General features: G+C 30.8%; 14 protein-coding genes. 4 read left to right on the forward strand and 10 right to left on the reverse strand.

Annotated elements, in window-relative coordinates; genetic code table 11:
* Position 1 precedes the first annotated feature (1 nt).
* Positions 2 to 430 (forward strand): protease complex subunit PrcB family protein, encoded by a 429-nt coding sequence (locus BUC23_RS15925; RefSeq protein ID WP_073211264.1) that lies wholly within the window; start codon positions 2 to 4, stop codon positions 428 to 430.
* Between the two features lie 54 nt (positions 431 to 484).
* Here BUC23_RS15925 and BUC23_RS15930 read toward each other — a convergent pair whose 3' ends face one another.
* The 9 genes from BUC23_RS15930 to BUC23_RS15970 form a co-directional block, all read right to left on the reverse strand.
* A complete protein-coding gene (locus BUC23_RS15930) occupies positions 485 to 970 on the reverse strand; it encodes a hypothetical protein (protein WP_073211268.1) in 486 nt (161 codons plus the stop codon).
* A gap of 168 nt (positions 971 to 1,138) precedes the next feature.
* Positions 1,139 to 1,456 carry a hypothetical protein gene (locus BUC23_RS15935; protein WP_073211271.1) on the reverse strand — a complete coding sequence of 106 codons (318 nt, stop codon included), beginning with the start codon at positions 1,454 to 1,456 and terminating at the stop codon, positions 1,139 to 1,141.
* Positions 1,457 to 1,599: 143 nt separating this feature from the next.
* Positions 1,600 to 3,420 (reverse strand): BamA/TamA family outer membrane protein, encoded by a 1,821-nt coding sequence (locus tag BUC23_RS15940; RefSeq protein ID WP_073211273.1) that lies wholly within the window; start codon positions 3,418 to 3,420, stop codon positions 1,600 to 1,602.
* Between the two features lie 21 nt (positions 3,421 to 3,441).
* Positions 3,442 to 4,671, reverse strand: a complete 1,230-nt coding sequence (locus BUC23_RS15945; protein WP_073211276.1) for an AI-2E family transporter — start codon at positions 4,669 to 4,671, stop codon at positions 3,442 to 3,444.
* A gap of 183 nt (positions 4,672 to 4,854) precedes the next feature.
* Complete coding sequence (locus BUC23_RS15950) at positions 4,855 to 5,385, reverse strand: mechanosensitive ion channel family protein (protein WP_073211318.1); 531 nt, start codon at positions 5,383 to 5,385, stop codon at positions 4,855 to 4,857.
* 12 nt (positions 5,386 to 5,397) lie between these two features.
* Entirely contained in the window at positions 5,398 to 5,982 is a 585-nt protein-coding gene (locus tag BUC23_RS15955; protein ID WP_073211279.1) for a Maf-like protein, read from the reverse strand.
* Positions 5,975 to 6,898 (reverse strand): geranylgeranylglycerol-phosphate geranylgeranyltransferase, encoded by a 924-nt coding sequence (locus BUC23_RS15960; protein ID WP_073211282.1) that lies wholly within the window; start codon positions 6,896 to 6,898, stop codon positions 5,975 to 5,977. The genes BUC23_RS15955 and BUC23_RS15960 overlap by 8 nt, the downstream gene beginning before the upstream one ends.
* A 43-nt stretch (positions 6,899 to 6,941) precedes the next feature.
* Positions 6,942 to 7,469, reverse strand: coding sequence for a KdsC family phosphatase (locus BUC23_RS15965; RefSeq protein ID WP_073211285.1), 528 nt, complete (start codon positions 7,467 to 7,469; stop codon positions 6,942 to 6,944).
* Positions 7,453 to 8,226, reverse strand: a complete 774-nt coding sequence (locus BUC23_RS15970) for a Rossmann-like and DUF2520 domain-containing protein (RefSeq protein ID WP_073211287.1) — start codon at positions 8,224 to 8,226, stop codon at positions 7,453 to 7,455. The genes BUC23_RS15965 and BUC23_RS15970 overlap by 17 nt, the downstream gene beginning before the upstream one ends.
* Positions 8,227 to 8,427: 201 nt before the next feature.
* Here BUC23_RS15970 and ccsA point away from each other — a divergent pair, with 201 nt between their 5' ends.
* Positions 8,428 to 11,571 carry a cytochrome c biogenesis protein CcsA gene (gene ccsA, locus BUC23_RS15975; RefSeq protein ID WP_073211290.1) on the forward strand — a complete coding sequence of 1,048 codons (3,144 nt, stop codon included), beginning with the start codon at positions 8,428 to 8,430 and terminating at the stop codon, positions 11,569 to 11,571.
* 28 nt (positions 11,572 to 11,599) lie between these two features.
* Here ccsA and BUC23_RS17565 read toward each other — a convergent pair whose 3' ends face one another.
* Positions 11,600 to 12,316 (reverse strand): helix-turn-helix domain-containing protein, encoded by a 717-nt coding sequence (locus BUC23_RS17565; protein ID WP_167365597.1) that lies wholly within the window; start codon positions 12,314 to 12,316, stop codon positions 11,600 to 11,602.
* 749 nt (positions 12,317 to 13,065) lie between these two features.
* Between BUC23_RS17565 and BUC23_RS15985 the strand changes: the two genes are divergently transcribed.
* Positions 13,066 to 13,536, forward strand: coding sequence for a T9SS type A sorting domain-containing protein (locus BUC23_RS15985; protein ID WP_084538381.1), 471 nt, complete (start codon positions 13,066 to 13,068; stop codon positions 13,534 to 13,536).
* 218 nt (positions 13,537 to 13,754) lie between these two features.
* A partial coding sequence (locus BUC23_RS15990) for a hypothetical protein (RefSeq protein ID WP_073211296.1) occupies positions 13,755 to 14,563 on the forward strand: 809 nt, incomplete at its 3' end.

Below are 14,563 nucleotides of genomic sequence, written 5' to 3' on the forward strand. Positions count from 1 at the left end.
AATGAAAAAAATTGCTCTGCTTTTTTTTACCGCATCGGTATTAGTCTCCTGTTCGTCCACTACTAAAATTTCAGGTAAAAGGCCTTTGTTTGAAATTTTAACTCAGCAAAATGATGGTGGCGCAAGTATTCGTTTTTTTGAGATTCTTTCGGAGCCTAATGAGATTAAAATGCTCCAAAGCGATGAGAATTTAAAAAATAAAATTAGTTCAAGCGATGTACAGATCGCAAATTTTGTAGTTTTAAATATGGGAGAAAAAACTACTGGGGGCTATAAAATAGGAATTGAAAATGTTGTCGAAACTGATAAAAATATAATTATAACTGTAAAAGAAACTATACCTGAACCAGGAGGTATGGTTACACAAGTTTTTACAAACCCTTTTTGTGTTGTTAGAATAAATTCAAAAAAAGAAATCATTTTTAAATAAAAAAAACTCCATTACGGAGTTTTTTTATGTTTTGCCACTTTTTTACATTATAAATTAGTGTTTTCCATTTCCATGGCCTTTATCACCTTTTCCTTCTTTATGACCATTGTTGTAGTTACCATTGTCACCATGATTTTCGTATTTCTTATCATTTTTACGGTATGAACCTATTGATTTTTGTGGTTTACCGTGATATCCTTTGTAATATTTTACTTTATGACTTTTAAAGTTACTGTATGGTCTAGATCCGTGGTAATCGTTTAGTACTACTTTATATCCATTATACAAATTATAATTTCTATATGGTCCTGGCAAATATCTAGAGCGAGTCCATGTTCCTCCATTTAAGTAAATAAATTGTGTGGCTCTAATGTCATAATAAGCTTCAACATCAGGTAAATAGTAGTAATCTACGTTAGAGTATCCAACAGGACCCCATAATGGAGGAGTTCCGATATTTACATTTACTGAAACTTGGGCGTGTATTGTGCTTGAGGCAAAAAGTATAATTCCTAAAGCGATTAATTTTAATGTTTTCATTGATAATATATTTGATTAATATTCATTTTTCTATCAGCTAAAAGCTAATATTTCTTACAGAGCCAATAATTATGCCATAAAACTTTAGTTTACACAAAATTGGGATGTTCTTTTAAAAAAAAAAGAGAAGCTTTGAAACTTCTCTTAAATTTATATATTCAAGATCTGTTATAATAAAAGAATCAATAAAAGGATGATAATGATAATTGCACCAACAGAAAAATATACTCCATTTCCAGTTGATCTTAACTCAGATTTGATAGCGCGAACTTCTTTACGAAGTTGTTTTTTCTCAGAAGAATTCAATGAAGACTTATCCATTGCTTTAATTTCATCTAGGCGATTTAGCAAAACTTTTACTTCTGCAGGTACTTCTTTTGTAGTATTAGTTATTGTAACTGGTGCTTTTTCAGCAGCCAAAATTGTGGTTGGGAACGCACTTAATGATAATACCATCATCATTAAATAAAAAGTGATTTTTTTCATTTTTTTTAAGGTTTTTAGTTAAAATTATTTTAATAATGTAAAGATATAAAATAATATGTAAGATAAATTTACAAAATTTTATTATATAATTACATAATTCACACTTTATAAAATGAAGTGCTTTAATAGTAGATAATTTAAGGCTATTTAAAAATTACGGTGCGTGGCTTAGCTAGTTCAAAGTCTTGAAAGCCAAAATCAGTAGTTTCAAAAGAATTAGTTTTAAAAACATTTTCTCCAATATTTGGAATTGAAGGATAGTAGGAAAGTGATAATTGGAACGAACTGAAAACTAAGAAGTCATTATTTATAATAAATCCAACACTAATTTTTGAATAGGCTTTACTATTACTTAACCCTTTTTCAGCATTTCCTAGCATTGCAATTGAATAATTAAAATAGGGATTCAATCTAAATCCCCAAAGATCCCATGGTGAGTAAGCTTGGGTCTGTAAAGTCAATATTAGTTTTTTTGTACCATAATATGCACTGCTAAAACCATTAATCCCGTAATTTTCATTAATGCTTAGTTGATCACCCAAAGAATTTATACGGTTTACGCCCAGTAAGACTTGCGGTTTAATAAACTGTCTTATTTTCCATCTTCCCAGATCAATCAAATTAGTAAAATAATTTGCCTGAAATGAAAATGCCGTTTGGGAGGTGGTCGCTTTGTCAAAGAAAGTACCTAATTCAAAATTAGTACTTAAAAATCCCCACTTATAAAAATTCCCAAAAGAAAATTGACCACCCAAATAATAGCGGCCATGGCTATTTTTATATTGATACCCACCGGTTACTCCAAATATTTTTCCAATGGGAACATCTTCTATAATTCCGTTTTTAAAAATGTATTTATCTTCTACGAATTTTCGTGATGTGATACCAATTCCAGAAAGAATAAACTTTTCTCCTGAATAGAAATCTGTTGGGTCATATTCAATAGTTGGACTTTCAGTATATTTCACATTTAAAATCCGACCTGAAAGAATAAGATTTGTGGTTCTGTCGCTTTCAGTATTTCCAGCAAAAATTTTAAATGCGCGACCAATCCAAAGATCTTGTGAGTTGTATTTGAAATTTTGCTTGGCATAAATCAAATTAGAATCTTGCAATGAATCTTTTCGAAATTGTTGGTCAACATAAATTCCACCGGCCCATTTTGTCAAAGGGGAATAAAAAGGGCGTTCAATATTTACGCTTTTACCGTAATAATTATCTAGATCAATATAATATCTAACGGTCGTTTTTATAAAAGTGTTTTTAATGTTTGGAATACTATATGCCAAACTGTAAGCAATTTTTCCATCACTGAATCGATTTCTAAATTTATTATTAAATTCATGACCTGAACCAAGAAAATTGCGTTCATTCAAATCGAAAGTAGCCCTGGAACTTGAAATAGAACCTTTTGGAATCATGCTCCACGAATCTAATACCCGCACGAAGACATCGACTGAATCAGGATTGTTTTCGATTTTGTCAGCGGTAATGCTAACTCTGTTAACATATCTTTGAGTTCTGATTAAACGCTCGGATTCCCTAACTAGTAGAGAATCTAATGGCCTATTCTTCTTAATAAGTAATAGATTCAGAATAGCAAGTCTGTTGGTTTTAATATGTATTCTGTTTCCTTCCCTTTCTGCCCAGTTTTTTGGTTTTTTGGTAGAATCAATTTCTGAATATCCAAATGGATCAAGGGTGAAAATGTTGATTTTTCTAATTATTTTACCTTCAAAATTGGGGTATCTTTTCTGTATGACTTTCTTCTTTGCAGTTTTTAAATTAACAGGTCTAAAAACTAGTTTATGAACTAATTTGGTGAATTTATTTTTTTTAGAATAGGTTTGAATGTTTTTATATACTTCAGAAGAATCTTTTTTTTGTTTATCGACTTGCGAAAAAGAGACTTGAGAGTAGCAGAGTAATAAAAGGAATAATATGATTTTTTGGCTTTTTAGCATCTAAAAAAACTTTGAATAGGTCTAATTATTTTGATTTTGTGCTTCTAAATTATCATCATTAATTCGGTTTATCTCCGTTTCAGTAGTAGTTTCCGTAAACATGGGAACAATAATATCCGTTTTGATTATGATTTTCTTTGCCGATGTTTCTGAATCAAAAAGTGGTAATTTGATATTTCGCCAAGTATAAGTTTTTGGTAAATCATCGCCCATTAAATAGCCCCAAGGTTCTAACGATTCTATTCTGTCGAAAATTACTTTAAGAATGGCTATAATCGGAATAGCCAAAAACATTCCAGAAATCCCACAGATTGCACCGCCTATTATAATTCCAACAATCGAAACAAATGCATTTATTTGGACTTTTGAACTTACAACTAATGGCACTAAAACATTATTATCAATCAACTGTACAATTATGTTGACTACAATAACACCAATAATTATCGATAAATCAGGAGTGCCAGTTAGCGACGCTACAATACTTAAACCACCTGCGAACAATATTCCGACGTAAGGTATTAAATTTAGAAGTCCGGTGACAATTCCCAATAAAACAGCATATTTAACACCTATTATCATGAAACCAACTGTAGTTAATACAGAAACCAAAATCATTTCTATTATTAAACCAACGATATAACTTTTTACAGCTACTTTTATCTGAGACAATATATCCTGTAATTTGGGATGGTATTCTTTTTTTATCAATTTAGAAAAAAACAACATGAAATGTGTTCTGTACAAAAGGATTAAAAAAGTATAAATGGGAATCAAAATAAGGTTTAGGAGTGTATCCGTAAAAGACATCAAAGTCGTTCCTATCATTTCTTTTCCTTTTTTCATTGAATCCTCAGTAGCTGTGTCAAGATATTCTTTTTGTTCTCTTGAACTTATATTAAAATGGTCCCTGATATATTGCTGCATATTTTGCATGTGAATAGTGAAATTTCTTTCGATTTTATTAAAATCATTAGCCATCTCACTAATCTGAATTGATAGAAATGCAAAAAGTCCAATGAAAAATAAAATAAATAGCAAAACAGTAATCATGACTGCAATAACATGTGGAAAACGAAGCTTGTGTCTTATAAAATGCGCAATTGGTCGTAATAATATGGCAAATATAAAAGACAACAGAATTGGAATTAAGATTTCCTGACCGATATAAAAAATATAGCCAAAGCTAATCAGACTCAATAAAATCAGAGTGATTTTTGCGTAGAATGGAAGTTTTATAGTGTCATTCATATTTTTAGTTGTATTTATATCGTATTAAACTGTAACAAGATATAATTTAAAATTTAACAAGCAAATATGAGGTAATAAAAACTTTTAAGTTTATAGATTTTTTTTAAATTGTTATATAATTTACACATAAACGGTAAAAATTTATAACTGCAACTACAATAATATATTTATATAAAATTACAATTAATCTATAAATTCCTTATCATCAAAATGGTTTTTCATTATTGAAATTCCTTTTTGTAAAAGTAAATTGTTTGGATAGATAACCTTTTCTCCATCATGGGTTTTTAAGTACACATGAAAAGCCCCAATATCTTCAATCTCACCTTCAAAAGGGAAATCTTTATCATGAATACGTATTACATCACCAATTTTAAACGGAAATGAAAAGAACAAAATAATACCAGAGGTAATATTACTCAAAATAGACCATTGCGCAAACATGGCCACGCCTACAACTGTTGTAATAGAGGAAAGAGCAATAAATATATCTTTGGTCTGGACTCCCCAAATTAAAACTAAAGCGATGAACGCTAAAATATTAATAAATAGATGAATGTATTTGATGACTAAATTAGTTCGATGTTCGAGAGTATGACTTGATTTAGCATAGCGCCTAACTAATTTGGTTGTTATAATTCTTAATGAAATAAATACGACTAATAATATTCCGGTACCAATTAGTTCTTTTGTATAATCGAAAAGCAGATTCATATCCATGATTAATTAGGCTAATTTATTCAAATATTCGTAAACTTTATCAGTAGGCATTCCCATCACATTTGCGTAAGAACCTTCAATTTTTGAAACACCAATAAAACCTATCCATTCTTGAATCCCATAAGCTCCCGCTTTATCAAACGGTTTATAATTTTCGATATAATAGGAAATGGCTTCATCACTCAATTCGTTAAAAGTAACTTTAGTCAGTTCATTTAGTACCGTTGTTGCTGAAACAGTTTTAAAACAAACAGAGGTGATCACATCGTGAGTGGCATTCGACAAAGATTTTAGAATAGCAAATGCATCTGCTGCATCTTTTGGCTTGCCCAAAGCTTTATTGTTGTGCCAAACTATCGTATCGCTTGTTATAAGGATTTCATGGGGTTGCAATTCGTTTTCAAACGCGCTTGCTTTGAGTTCAGCCAAATAATCTGTAATTGCTGCTGCCTTTAATTCCGGAGGATAGACTTCTTCGATTTCTTTTAATCTGATTTCAAAATCTAAATCCAGATCTTTAAAGAATTGTTGACGTCTTGGAGAACCGGAGGCAAGAATAAGCTTGTATTTTTTTAATTTATTTTTAAGCATTGTATTTCATATTAATAGTGATTACAACAATAGATAAAATTCCGAAAAACAATATCCATTTCAGTAACAAACTCAATTGAGAAAAGTCTTTTTTTGTTTTTGCATTCCAAATTTTGATTGTAAAATATAGTAGTGGTCCCACAACAAAAAATAAGAAGTAAATAGTGGTGTACATCAACAGGAACAAATAGTTATATATATAAAAAAGGATTGCTACTACAGGTATAAAACTTAAAGCAAAAACTATTTTAGTGGTTCGGCTAATTCCTATTGCTACCGGTAAAGTATTTATTCCATGATTGTAATCTCCATCTACATCCTCTAAATCTTTAACGATTTCTCTAATGAAATTGAGAAAGAAAGTAAAAATAGCATAATCTAATAGAATGGAGAAAATCACAGCCATTTGTCCTTGATTTCCTTCATAGGTGGCCGGATATAAATCAAAAATTCCTATTATAACAACGCTGAAAGCCAGTACTAAAGCAACTATTATGTTTCCAATAAGAACCATTTGCTTCAAGCTTGTAGCATAAAGATAAAGTGTTGCGGCTATCAAAATAAAAATAGACGCAAAACCAGGTTTCATTATCACATTTGATAAATAAAATCCAATTCCCACACCCACACAATTAAGTGCAACATATATATTGTACGCTTTTGCTTCCGAAATGAATTTGCCTACAATGACGTCTTTCGGTTTGTTATCGTTATCCGTATTTTGGTCAACGATATTATTGATTACATAGCCACCTGCAGCAAGTAAAACGGTAGATACGACTAGCAACACATATTGCCAATCAGCAAGCGACAATGGGATATTTTGAAATTTAAAAAAACCATATCTAAAAACGAGTTGCATAAATGCAAGCATCAGTAAATTTTGGTAACGTATTAGTTTTAGAAACGGAAACATTTATTTCATTTAAAATTTATAATTCAACATTTTAAAACAGCTACTAATCGTGTTTTCCGTCAAAATGCTCCATCCACTTTCCTTGCACTTTCATGACTTGTTCGATTACGTCGCGAGCAGCTCCTTTTCCACCGTTTATATGCGAAATATATTTACAAATCCCTTTAATTTCAGGACTTGCGTCTTGAGGACAAGTTGGTAGGCCAACTAATTTCATGACATGATAATCAGGAATATCGTCTCCCATATACAAAACGTGTTCTGGATTTATATTGTAGACGTCTGTATATTCATCAAAGGTTTCTACTTTATTTGGAGTTCCTAAATGAATATCTGTAATTCCAAGGTTTCTTAGTCTAATACGAACGCCTTCATTGCTTCCGCCTGAAATAATGCATACGTTATATCCGCTTTCGACTGCTGCTTTCATAGCATAACCATCGCGAATATTCATGGTTCGCAGAATATCCCCTTCATTGGTTACAAAAACCGAGCTATCGGTTAGTACGCCATCGACATCAAAAATAAAAGTGGTGATGTCGTTCATTATTTCTTTATAACTTTTTGCCATTATGCTGTATTGATTGTGTTAGTGTTTTATAAATTTTTAAATGGTTTTGATCCGTTATAAAAGCTTCATGTGCTTCAATTGTACTGCTATCATTGCGTTTTGCCGGTCCGGTTTGAGCTTCTTCTGGCGAAAGTACCATTATTTTTTCTGCGGTTTCTGCAATTAAAGGTTTCAGAATTTCGAAAGGAACTTTATTTTCCTGACAAATTTCATTCCCTATTTGATACAAATGATTGGTGAAATTATTGACAAATACAGCCGCAACATGCAATGCTTTGCGTTGCTCTGAATTAATAGCGAAAACCTTATCAGAAATTATTTTTGCGACTTTTTCTAATAGTTGATAATCGGTTGCATTTTCGCTTTCTAAGCAAATTGGGATGATTTTAAAATCAACTTCTTTGTTTTTGGTAAATGTCTGCAAGGGATAGAAAACACCTTTTCGGTTATCTTCATCTAAATTATTTAGTGATATACTTCCGGAAGTATGCACCACTAAGCGATTTTTGAACGGAAGCTCCGATGAAACAGCGGCAATTGCATCATCAGAAACGGCAATGATATACAAATCAGCTTCTTCCAAAGTCTCTAAATTATCTGTGATTTTATTTAAATCGAGTAGATGTGAGACACTTTCTTTTCGTCTTGAAAAAACTTGAATTAAGTCGATTTCTGTTCCCATGTTTTGGGAATGTTGAAAAGCAACAATTAAATGTTGTGCGACATTTCCAGAGCCAATAATTATTACTTTAGTCATAGGGCAAAATTAGGAAAAAAATATTAAGTGTTTTTTAAGTGTTTCTTCATTAGTTTTCAAAGTATAATAGGTAGTCGAGTCATTTTTTTATCAGAAAACAAAAAGTCTTAATTTTGGATTAAATTAACAATTGTACGAATATAGAAGTCAACATTTTTAAGTACTTTTGTGGCACTTTATAAGAAATGAAATACCTTACAAATGATTAAAAAAATCTTCTCTATTTTGTTCTCAACTCGATTAATGGCTATCCTTTTTTTATCATTTGCAATTGCAATGGGGGCCGGAACTTTTATCGAAAGCAAATATAATACTGATACAGCTAAAATTTGGGTTTACAACGCTTGGTGGTTTGAAGCCATAATGGTGTTTTTTATGATTAATTTCATAGGGAATATTAAGCGTTATCAATTGTTGAAGAAAGAAAAATGGGCCACATTATTACTCCATTTGGCTTTTGTCTTTATTCTTTTGGGAGCTTTCGTAACTCGATATATTAGTTACGAAGGAATGATGCCTATTCGTGAAGGCGCTGCGGAAAATCAAGTTTTTTCAGATAAAACGTTTCTTACCGTTTTTGTTGATGGTGAGTACAAAGGCGAAATGAAACGCAGAGTTTTTGAAAAACAATTATTGCTTTCGCCAGTTACCAATAATAATTTTTCTATTTCCGATAAATTTGCAGATACTGAATTTAAAGTCGAATATAAAAATTTTATTTTGGGTGCAAAAGAAGTTATCAAACCAGATCCTAAGGGTATATTGTATTTTAAAATCGTTGAGGCAGGCGATGGCGGACGTCATGAACACCTGCTAAAAGAAGGTGAAATTCAAAATATTCATAATGTCTTGTTTTCATTGAATAAATATACCGACGGCGCAATAAATATAAACATTAGCGGTGATACCAGTACCATACAAACACCATTTGAAGGAAATTATATGCGTATGGCTGATAAATTACAGGGTAAAGTGACGATTGGAGCTGCTCAACCATTGATGATGCGTTCTTTATATTCAATTGGCGAAATGCGCTTCGTATTTCCAGATCCTGCAGTAAAAGGAGTGATTGGGTATGATTCAAAAAATGATTTTAAGGAAAAGAATCATGAAGACGCTTTAGTCTTGAATGTTAGTGCGGATGGACAGCAAAAAGAAGTTACGATATTAGGTTCTAAAGGTAAAATTGGAGAATCTAAAACAGTGAAAATTGGAAATATAGAGTATACTGTATTTTACGGAAGTAAGGCTTATGTCTTACCTTTCAAGATAAAACTGAATGATTTTATTGCCAAAAAATATCCAGGAACGGAGAAAAGCTATTCTTCTTTTGAAAGCCAGGTTACTGTTCAGGATTCAATCAAATCATTTGATGCCAAAATTTTTATGAATAATGTTTTAGATTATAAACAATTTCGATTTTTTCAATCTTCATTCGATCCTGATGAAAAAGGAACAGTGTTATCAGTCAATCACGATTTTTGGGGAACTGCAATTACTTATAGTGGTTACTTCATGTTGTTCTTTGCAATGATGTCTATTATGTTTACCAAGTATTCCCGTTTTGCTGATTTGAAACGAAAACTCGAAGTAGTGAAAGCGAAGAAGGCTAAATTGCTTACGATTTTAGTCTTACTGCTTAGTTTTAATGCTTTTGCCCAAGGTCATGACAATCATCAACATCAGACTCCAAGCGAAAAACAAATTGATTCATTACTGAATAAATATAAAGTTCCAGAAGATCATGCGGCAAAATTTGGGCGTTTAATTATACAAGATGCGGGAGGAAGAATGAAACCGGTTAATACCTTTTCATCTGAATTGCTGAGAAAAGTGAGCCATATGGAATCGTATAAAGGAATGAATTCAGATCAGGTATTATTGTCGATGACTCAATATGCCAAACTATGGATTGAAGTTCCTTTAATTTATATCAAAGCAGGAAATGATAGCATTCGAAAAATAATTGGGGTTGATAAAGAGGCACAATATGCTCCATTTATATCCTTTTTTGATGAAAAAGGGAATTATAAACTATCTCCTTACTTGGATGATGCGTTCAAAAATGCTAATCCGAATCAATTCGAAAAGGACTTTATCGAGACTGATAAAAAAGTAAATCTGATGGAATCGGCTCTAAGCGGAAGAATATTAAAGATTTTCCCTATTCCGAACGATGCAAATAATAAATGGATTTCTTATTTAGAGTTGAATGAATCGGGGATGAAAGGAATGGATTCGACTTATACTAAAAGTGTATTGCCATTGTATTTTGGGACTTTAACTAATGCAGCTGATACTAAAAATTATAAGACAGCTAACGAATTATTAGAAAGCATAAATGGTTTTCAGAAAAAATTTGGAGCTAAAGTAAGACCGAGTGAAGATAAAATTTCATTGGAAATCTTGTATAATAAATCCGATATTTTCAAGAATCTTTTCATGGCTTATTTTACTATAGGTTGCTTAATGCTAATCTTTACAATACTTAATATTATTTTTGAGAAAAAATTATTACGTATCGCAATTAACTCTTTCCATGTAATTATTGGAATATTATTTGGTTTACACACCATTGGATTAATTGCGCGTTGGTTTATATCTGGTCATGCACCTTGGAGTAATGCGTATGAATCGATTATTTATGTGGCTTGGGCAACTATGTTCTTTGGTTTGGCTTTTGACAGAAAATCAAAACTTACGGTTGCTGCATCTGCATTTGTTACTTCAATGATTTTGTTTGCGGCATTCATGAACTGGATTGATCCTGAGATTGCTAATTTACAGCCCGTTCTTAATTCGTATTGGTTGATGATTCACGTCGCTGTTATTGTTGCAAGTTACGGACCGTTTGCGTTAGGAATGATTTTGGGAGCTGTTTCTCTATTACTGATATTGTTTACCAACGAAAAAAACAAGGCCAAAATGGATTTGAATATTCAGGAAATTACATATATCAATGAAATGGCACTGACCATAGGTTTAATAATGCTAACCATTGGAAACTTCCTTGGTGGACAATGGGCTAACGAAAGTTGGGGACGTTATTGGGGTTGGGATCCAAAAGAAACTTGGGCTTTAATCAGTATAATGGTTTATGCTTTTGTGATTCACGCTCGTTTTGTGCCATCTTTAAGAGGGAAATGGTTTTTTAACCTGATGAGTATGTTTGCTTTCGTATCTATTTTATTTACTTATTATGGTGTAAATTTTCACTTGGTTGGTTTACATTCCTATGCAAGTGGTGAGGCTAAATCATTGAGTTGGATTTGGATTTCTTTAGGAGCAATTGCATTATTTGGAGCTATTTCCTATCCAAAATATAGAAAATATTATAAGAAATAGTGATTGAATTATTTCCATAAAAAAAGGTTCAGTTTTGCGGCTGAACCTTTTTTTTTTCGTCAAATTTAACTTTTGCCATTTTTAAATATTCTAAAGGCGAAACACCCGAAATTTCTTTGAAACTAGTAAAAAAAGGATTATAGGAAGTAAATCCAACCTTTTTAGATAGCGAATCTAATGTGTTGTTTTTCAGATAATTTGATTCGATATGCTTGATTGCATCATGGATTCGGATTAATTTTTTGTATTCAGAAAAGGAAATAGTCGAGTGGTATTTAAATAGATAAGAAATATGACTTTTTGGTATATTTAGCTTGCTCGCTAAATCAGTAAGAGTCATTTTTGAATTTCTGAAGAGTTCGTATTCAAGCGATACTTTTTCAATTTTTTTGATGTAATTTATTAGATTTTCCTCTATTTTTTCTTTTAAAGCCTCGTGTTGAATATTATTTACTTTGGTAGTATTGGGTGTAATCCAGATTGTTTTTAGTATTAAATCAGTATTTTTATTTTCATTTAATTTTTTGTTCAAGGCATTATAACCGTAAAGTATTTCTGGAGAAATTAATATTTTAATTAAAATCAGTAACCAGATAAAAGCAGCTATCCATTGGTAATTATACCCCTTCATATTCTGGTTGTAATAAATTTCTATAAAAAGAGCAGCAGTAAGTCTAATGGATATTAATACTAGAGCAATAAATAAAAATGAAGCCCAACTATTAATGGCTTTGTTATCATTCATAATTGTTTTTATCGAACTCTTTTTTGACCAAATATTAGTATTTATAATCCTAAAGGATAATATATTATAGTATAAAATGAACGCAACAAAAATGACGTACAAAAAAAGTTTTAAGTTCGGTATTGTGAAATTCAAATAATTAAGAACAATTCCTAATATAGTAAGTGACAAAGGGAATATAAAATGATATAGTTCTTTAGTTTTAAATGCTTTTTCACTTGCAAATAAATTTTTAAAGTACAAATAACACAGTGGGATTACAACCGATGAAAAATTGGAATATGTAAAATAGATGTTTTTAAGAGAGAAATCAGTTGTAAAATAGGTAAACCCATTTAAAAAGAAACGTAAAGACATTATAAAGATTAATAGAATTATATAAAAATTCATAATCCTATTTGATTTATAATTTGTAAATATTAAAATAAGGGTTAATAAACCTATAAGTCCAGTAATGATGAAAAGTAAATTTGTCAGCATTTTAATTTTTTAATATGATGCATTAAAAATATAGAATTAAATTTTTAATATCTAATTAATTTGAAATATATATTTTTTTGTAATCCTATTTAAAAAAAGATTTAAGTATGTATTATATTCTTAAACTAATCTTCTTTTATTGCTTTTTGACACTCTTTTCTGTTACTAAAAACTGAAAAGTTGTTACTGATTAAGCTTTTTTTTATGTGTTTAAAATTTTATCGATAAACGGTAATAATTATAGGTTAAATTGCTTAAAATTTATTTTTATGAGGTATTTACTTATATTTTTTACTATAACTTTTCATGGGCAAGTTTTGCATCACCAAATGCTTTCTTCACAAGGCATATCAAAAGTAATGCCTGCTGGTTCAGTGATAACGCAGACTATTGGACAACAATCCCTTATTGGAACTTCCAGTAGCAATTATGTAATAATGCAGGGATTTCAACAAAGTATGTGGGGAAAATATATTTCATCTAATGCAGCTGAGGATATCAAAATAACGACATATCCCAATCCTTTTATTAGTACTGTTAATTTTGAATTATCAAAACCAATTACGGGACTAATGAATGTAAATGTTTTTGACTTAAGCGGACATTTGATTTTTGACCAAAAGATAAAACCCAGCAACAATATTTTGACGATTGATTTACCATCACTTCCAAGTTCAGAATATCTTGTTCGGTTAAATGCGCTTAGCTTTAATTATTACACTAAAATCATCAAACTATGATAAAAAATTACTTTCCACTTTCTATTTTGATTACTACTCTAAATAAAATTAATCCAGTCAGAAATAATTTTTCAAGGTATACTTCATTAATATTTATAAAATTATAGATGTAGTATCGCATTTTTTTATGTTTTTTGATTTTTTAAAGATGTAACAAAAGTTATTATCCAAACTCAATTTTATCCCGACCTTCCTTTTAACAATAATTAATTTTAATTATGAAAAAAATAATTTTACTCTTCCTATTTTTTTTAGCCTCTAAAACTTTTGCTCAAACAAATGGTATTACCTATCAAGCCGTGATTTTAAATCCAAATGTAGGACAAACAACTAATTCTAATAATTCAAATTCTCCGTTAGTTGATAAAGATGTTTGCCTCTTGTTTAAATTCTATGATGAGTTTTCAAAATTAGAATATCAGGAAGTTATTCAAACTAAAACTGATCAATATGGCATGGTTAATTTAATCATCGGTACCGGATCACAAACGGATGGTTATGCTACTTCTTTTGAAACAATTTCATGGGATTCTATGAAAAAAAGTCTGGTAGTAGGTATTAGTACTTCAGGAAGTTGCTCAGCATTTACGGAAATCAGTAATCAACCTTTTACTTATGTTCCTTTTGCTTATTCTGCAACAAATGCTGCTAATGTTACCGGAGTTGTTTCTATTGAAAACGGAGGAACTAACGCAACAACGCTTCTTGAGGCAAAAAAGAACCTAGGTTTTCAAAATATCGATAACACAAGTGATTTAAATAAACCTGTCAGTTTGGCGACTAAAACAGTACTAGACAGTAAAGAAATTGCATCTAATAAAAGTTCAGATGTTAATGTTGACGGTGATTCTAGTACAAAATACCCTACAGTTAAAGCAGTTAAAACCTATTTTGACACTACTATTTCAAATAGTAATACAGCTTTACAATTTGAAATTTCAAGAGCTACAACAGCTGAAGGTATTTTGACTTCAGATCTGACTTCAGAAACTGCAGCAAGAACCTCAGCGGATACTGCTTTACAAAC

The organism is Flavobacterium xinjiangense, assembly GCF_900142885.1.
GTDB lineage: Bacteria > Bacteroidota > Bacteroidia > Flavobacteriales > Flavobacteriaceae > Flavobacterium > Flavobacterium xinjiangense.

What these genes read in the sequence shown, in the direction of transcription:
- BUC23_RS15925 (WP_073211264.1), top strand. Translation starts at nt 2, where the DNA reads ATGAAAAAAATTGCTCTGCTTTTTTTTACCGCATCGGTATTAGTCTCC.
- BUC23_RS15930 (WP_073211268.1), bottom strand. Translation starts at nt 970, where the DNA reads ATGAAAACATTAAAATTAATCGCTTTAGGAATTATACTTTTTGCCTCA.
- BUC23_RS15935 (WP_073211271.1), bottom strand. Translation starts at nt 1,456, where the DNA reads ATGAAAAAAATCACTTTTTATTTAATGATGATGGTATTATCATTAAGT.
- BUC23_RS15940 (WP_073211273.1), bottom strand. Translation starts at nt 3,420, where the DNA reads ATGCTAAAAAGCCAAAAAATCATATTATTCCTTTTATTACTCTGCTAC.
- BUC23_RS15945 (WP_073211276.1), bottom strand. Translation starts at nt 4,671, where the DNA reads ATGAATGACACTATAAAACTTCCATTCTACGCAAAAATCACTCTGATT.
- BUC23_RS15950 (WP_073211318.1), bottom strand. Translation starts at nt 5,385, where the DNA reads ATGAATCTGCTTTTCGATTATACAAAAGAACTAATTGGTACCGGAATA.
- BUC23_RS15955 (WP_073211279.1), bottom strand. Translation starts at nt 5,982, where the DNA reads ATGCTTAAAAATAAATTAAAAAAATACAAGCTTATTCTTGCCTCCGGT.
- BUC23_RS15960 (WP_073211282.1), bottom strand. Translation starts at nt 6,898, where the DNA reads ATGTTTCCGTTTCTAAAACTAATACGTTACCAAAATTTACTGATGCTT.
- BUC23_RS15965 (WP_073211285.1), bottom strand. Translation starts at nt 7,469, where the DNA reads ATGGCAAAAAGTTATAAAGAAATAATGAACGACATCACCACTTTTATT.
- BUC23_RS15970 (WP_073211287.1), bottom strand. Translation starts at nt 8,226, where the DNA reads ATGACTAAAGTAATAATTATTGGCTCTGGAAATGTCGCACAACATTTA.
- ccsA (WP_073211290.1), top strand. Translation starts at nt 8,428, where the DNA reads ATGATTAAAAAAATCTTCTCTATTTTGTTCTCAACTCGATTAATGGCT.
- BUC23_RS17565 (WP_167365597.1), bottom strand. Translation starts at nt 12,316, where the DNA reads ATGAATGATAACAAAGCCATTAATAGTTGGGCTTCATTTTTATTTATT.
- BUC23_RS15985 (WP_084538381.1), top strand. Translation starts at nt 13,066, where the DNA reads ATGAGGTATTTACTTATATTTTTTACTATAACTTTTCATGGGCAAGTT.